We start from the raw sequence: 4,603 nt of genomic DNA, 5'->3' as shown, positions 1-4,603 counted from the left end.
ACGGATCCGCGCTTCCTTCGCCGTCCCGATCCGGGTGCCCCGGGGCCCTCGGGGCGTGCTCTGGGGCGGCCTGCGCCATGAGTGCGTCTTCGGCGCCGGCGCCCGACGCAGCCGGCACGTCCGGCGCGTCCGGCGCGTCCGCGTCGCCCTGGTCGGCGGTCTGGTCGGCGGTCTGGAAGTTCACCTTCCGGTGCCCGGTCCGTGTCTTCCGCGCCATCGGCCTGGGCTGTGGCAGGGAGGACGGCCGGGAGGCCGACATCCGCCTCTCCGCGCCGGACGCCAAGGGGCAGACGTACCGTCCGGTCTTCGACAACCTGAGGGAAGGGTTCCGCACGCCCGGCCGACCGCTCGGCAACCGGGACGTTCGGCCGCTAGGTTGGGTCGCATGAGCAACCTTGACCGTGCGCCCGTCCCGAGCGTGTGCGGTGGCCGCGGATTCGTCGTCGCCGAGCCCGTCCGCGAGCTGCTGAGCCCCCGCCACGTGCAACTCGGCGAGTCGACCGAGGTGCGCCGGCTGCTGCCGAACCTCGGCCGCCGCATGATCGGCGCCTGGGCGTTCGTCGACCACTACGGCCCCGACGACATCGCCGACGAGTCCGGGATGCAGGTCCCGCCGCACCCGCACATCGGGCTGCAGACGGTCAGCTGGCTGCACCAGGGCGAGGTGCTGCACCGCGACTCGACCGGCAGCCTGCAGACGATCCGCCCGCGCGAGCTCGGGCTGATGACCTCGGGCCGGGCGATCAGCCACTCGGAGGAGAGCCCCAGGCCGCACGCCCGGTACCTGCACGGCGCCCAGCTGTGGGTCGCGCTGCCGGACTCCCACCGGCACGTCGAACCGAAGTTCGAGCACCACCCCGACCTGCCGACGGTCACCGCACCCGGCCTCACCGCGACGGTCATCCTCGGCTCCCTCGACGGCGCGACCTCGCCCGGTACGACGTTCACCCCGATCGTCGGGGCCGACCTGGCGCTGACGCGAGGGGCCGATCTGCGCCTGCCGCTGGAGCCCGACTTCGAGTACGGCGTGCTGGCGATGTCCGGCGAGGTGCGTGTCGACGGCGTCCCGGTGGTCCCGGGCTCGATGCTCTACCTCGGCTGCGGCCGCACCGAACTGCCGCTGCACGCCGAGTCGGACGCGGCGATCATGCTCCTGGGCGGCGAGCCGTTCGAGGAGGAGCTCATCATGTGGTGGAACTTCGTCGCCCGTTCCCAAGAAGAGATCGCACAGGCCCGCGAGGACTGGGCAAAGGGCACCCGTTTCGGCGAGGTGAAGGGGTATGACGGGGCCCCGTTGTCGGCACCGGAGCTGCCCCCAACGCCACTCAAACCGCGCGGACGGGCCCGCTGACCTGCGCGCACACCTACTCCCCACTCAGATCAGATGACCGCACAACCACCCTCCGCCTGCGGGTGATCATGGGCGGCAAGAGACCTCGGGAGGTGCCACGACAGCATCTCCGGGGGCTCTGCCGATTCCACGGTGTGGGCGTCGGTGGGCGGCTTTGCCAGAACCAATGCCGACCTGATGCTGACTTCCCTGACTCCAAGTCGGCCTGACGGAACGTCAGGGCCTCACGCCTGCGTTGCCGGCGCATGAGGCACCGGCTTGATGAGGCCGACGCCGGATCCCGCCCTGCAGAAACAGCTGACACCGCCGGATGACGGGAATCCGGCCTCGCCGTCTCACGAAAACCTCTCAGGAGAACATTGGCGTTTAGTCGGAGCTTTTCGCCGGTGCCCATCGCCTGGGGCCTGGGGCGCGGCGAGCTGTATCGGGCGACCGTGCGGCCGCCCAGATCCGGGGGACCATGGAAGCACTGCGAGGTGCAGGGTACCTAGGCCACAGCCTGAAGCCGGCGAAGAGGGCGCATCGCGCCGGCAGGCGGAGGGAGTGCTCGGATGGAGACAGCCGATCCCTTCGGTGCTGAGGGTGGACAGCCGGATTCCGGGCCGAGACAGCCGCATGAGTTGCTGGATCTGCTCAGTGTCGCAGCTGTGCTGCTGGACGCCGAGGGACGGATCGTGCTGTGGAGTCCGCAGGCCCAGGAGCTGTTCGGCTACACCGCGCCGGAGGCGCTGGGCCGGTACGCGGCGCGACTGCTGGTCGATGAACAGAACCTGGACGTGATGATCAGGCTGTTCACCGAGGTCATGAGGACGGGACAAGGATGGGCCGGCGCCTTCCCCGTCCGGCACAAGGACGGCAGTACCCGGCTGGTGGAGTTCCGCAACATGCGGCTGCTGGACGACCGCGGTGACTTCTACGCCCTGGGCATCGCCACCGACGAGGCAACCCTGCGCCAGGTGGAACGGGACGTGGCCCTGTCCATGCGGCTGGTCTCGCAGTCACCGATCGGGCTGGCTGTCTTGGACACCGACCTGCGGTACGTGGCCGTCAACCCGGCGCTGGCGCAGATCAATGGCGTCCCTGCCGAAGACCACCTCGGGCGGCCGGTCCGCGAGGCCCTGCCTTTCCTGGAGGTCGATGCGATCGAGGCCGCGCTGCGGCAAGTCCTCACGTCCGGAGAACCCCTGATCGACCAGCACAGCGTGGGACGCACTCCCGCCGACCCCGAAAACGATCACGCGTGGTCGGTCTCCTACTACCGACTCGACGGTCCCGGCGGGCGGATACTCGGGGTAGCCATCGTGTTGGTGGATGTCACCGATCGGCACCGTGCCCGGCAGCGCCTGGCTCTGATGGCGGACGGCTCCGCCCGTATCGGCACCACCTTGGATGTGGAACGGACTGCCCGCGAGCTGGCCGGCGTCGCCGTCCCCGAGCTCGCCGACGTGGCGGCGGTGGACATCCTGGATTCTGTCCTGGACGACCGCCACCCGACGGGACCCGGCGCCGGCCGGGCACTCTTCCGTGCCCTCGCGGTGAAGGCCGCGTACCCGACTGAGGCCGTCCGTGCCGTAGACCCTCCCGGCCACCTCGCCAGCTACGGCGCGGAGCGCCTGGCCACTCAGTGCGTGCGGACCGGCCGCCCCATTCTGATACCCCACGTCGGCGAGCGGGACCTGGCACGTATCGCCCGTGACGCTGAGGCCGCCGCCATCCTGGCCCGCGCCGGCATCCACAGCTATCTCTTGACTCCCCTGATCGCCCGTGGCGAGGTGCTCGGCACCCTGGGCCTCACCCGCGCCCGCAGCCCGCTGCCCTTCGACAACGACGACCTCCTCCTGGCCGGTGAACTTGCGGACCGAGCCGCGGTCTGCATCGACAATGCCCGTCTGTACCAAGGCGCACGCAACACCGCGGTCACCCTCCAGCGCAGCCTGCTGCCAGACCTCCCACCGCAACAGGCGGGCCTGGAGATCGCCTCCCGATATCGGCCCGCCGGAACGACCATCGAGGTCGGTGGCGACTGGTTCGATGCCATCCCCCTCACGGACGACAGGACCGCGCTGGTCGTGGGCGATGTGATGGGCAGCGGCATAAGCGCCGCCACCACCATGGGACGCCTGCGCACCGCCACCTCCACCCTGGCCGACCTCGACCTCCCACCCACCGAGGTACTGCTCCACCTCGACAAGATCACCGCTGACCTGGAGCAGTACGCCACCTGCGCCTACGCCATCTACGACCCGCACCGCGCCCTGTGCCACATCGCTGTCGCCGGACACCTGCCCCCCGTGCTGATCCGCACAGGCGAGCCCCCCGAACTGCTCGATCTCCCCACCGGCGCACCCCTCGGGGTCGGTGGTGTCGCCTTCGAAGTCACCACCATCGGCCTGGCCCCCGGCGACCAACTGGTCCTCTACACCGACGGCTTGGTCGAGACCCGCCACCACGCCATCGACGAGCGCCTGGACCTCCTCCTCCAACTGCTCCACAGCCCCGACCGCACCTCGGAAGAGACCTGCGACCGGCTCCTGGACGCACTGCGCGATCCGGACGACCACGACGACGTCGCCATACTCATCGCCCGAGCCCGAGCCCGGCTCCGGCCCTGAAGGGTGTTGCAGAAGGCCATGAGTAGGCGGCCTGACCTGGGCTGTCGGCGTGTTTGGTCATGCGGCGAGGGCGAGGTTGTGCATGCGGGCGACGGCCTGGACCGCATGGTGAAGGGCGTCACCGTCCTGCCTGCGGTCGCGGAGGATCTTGTAGCTCTTCATCCGGCCGATCACGTGCTCGACGCGGCCGCGAACCTTGCGGTGCCCGGCATTGTCTTCTTCCTCGCCCTCCAGCAGCGGGCGTCCGGGGCGTTCGCGGTGCGGGACGCCGAGCCCGGTGTTGATGTAGGCGCCGTCGCCGAGCACCGTGACGCCCTCGCACTGCTCCGTCGGACCCGAGCCCCGCCAGGCTTTCGCGTCCGCGGTGGTGCCCGGCAGGACTCGTCTCCGGGCCGTCTCTGCGGCGACACCGGTTTCCCGCCGATGACGACCCGGTGTGTGGGATGCCCCCGGTTCCGTCTGCGGCGCTCCGCGTGTGCGTGGGTGCGGTGGGTGTCGGTCGGGCATGGCTCCTATTCGGTCACCTGTTCCGTCGCGGTTGGGGCGGTCGGTGTCGGGTGACCGTGACCGGTTCGCGGAGGGGGCATGGGCTTGGTCTCTTCCTGGCGGGCGGGGTGGTTGCCCTGCGGGGGTACGGATG

Annotated in this window: 2 protein-coding genes and 2 pseudogenes; 2 read left to right on the top strand and 2 right to left on the bottom strand. The window is 70.3% G+C overall.

Going from position 1 to position 4,603, the window contains the following annotated elements; translation table 11 throughout:
- Positions 1–217, bottom strand: a pseudogene (locus tag ABZ642_RS46335) (hypothetical protein); the annotation flags it as partial.
- Positions 218–385: 168 nt separating this feature from the next.
- Here ABZ642_RS46335 and ABZ642_RS46330 point away from each other — a divergent pair.
- Together ABZ642_RS46330 and ABZ642_RS46325 are read left to right on the top strand one after the other, a co-directional pair.
- A complete protein-coding gene (locus ABZ642_RS46330; protein ID WP_360497770.1) occupies positions 386–1,351 on the top strand; it encodes a pirin family protein in 966 nt (321 codons plus the stop codon).
- A gap of 551 nt (positions 1,352–1,902) precedes the next feature.
- Positions 1,903–3,963, top strand: coding sequence for a SpoIIE family protein phosphatase (locus tag ABZ642_RS46325; protein ID WP_360497767.1), 2,061 nt, complete (start codon positions 1,903–1,905; stop codon positions 3,961–3,963).
- Between the two features lie 57 nt (positions 3,964–4,020).
- Here ABZ642_RS46325 and ABZ642_RS46320 read toward each other — a convergent pair.
- Positions 4,021–4,347: pseudogene (locus tag ABZ642_RS46320) on the bottom strand (transposase family protein); the annotation flags it as partial.
- Positions 4,348–4,603 lie beyond the last annotated feature (256 nt).

The organism is Streptomyces sp. NPDC007157 (assembly GCF_040634235.1).
Classification (GTDB): domain Bacteria; phylum Actinomycetota; class Actinomycetes; order Streptomycetales; family Streptomycetaceae; genus Streptomyces.
This window is presented reverse-complemented; position numbering and strand designations above follow the sequence as displayed.

What these genes read in the sequence shown, in the direction of transcription:
- ABZ642_RS46330 (WP_360497770.1), top strand. Translation starts at nt 386, where the DNA reads ATGAGCAACCTTGACCGTGCGCCCGTCCCGAGCGTGTGCGGTGGCCGC.
- ABZ642_RS46325 (WP_360497767.1), top strand. Translation starts at nt 1,903, where the DNA reads ATGGAGACAGCCGATCCCTTCGGTGCTGAGGGTGGACAGCCGGATTCC.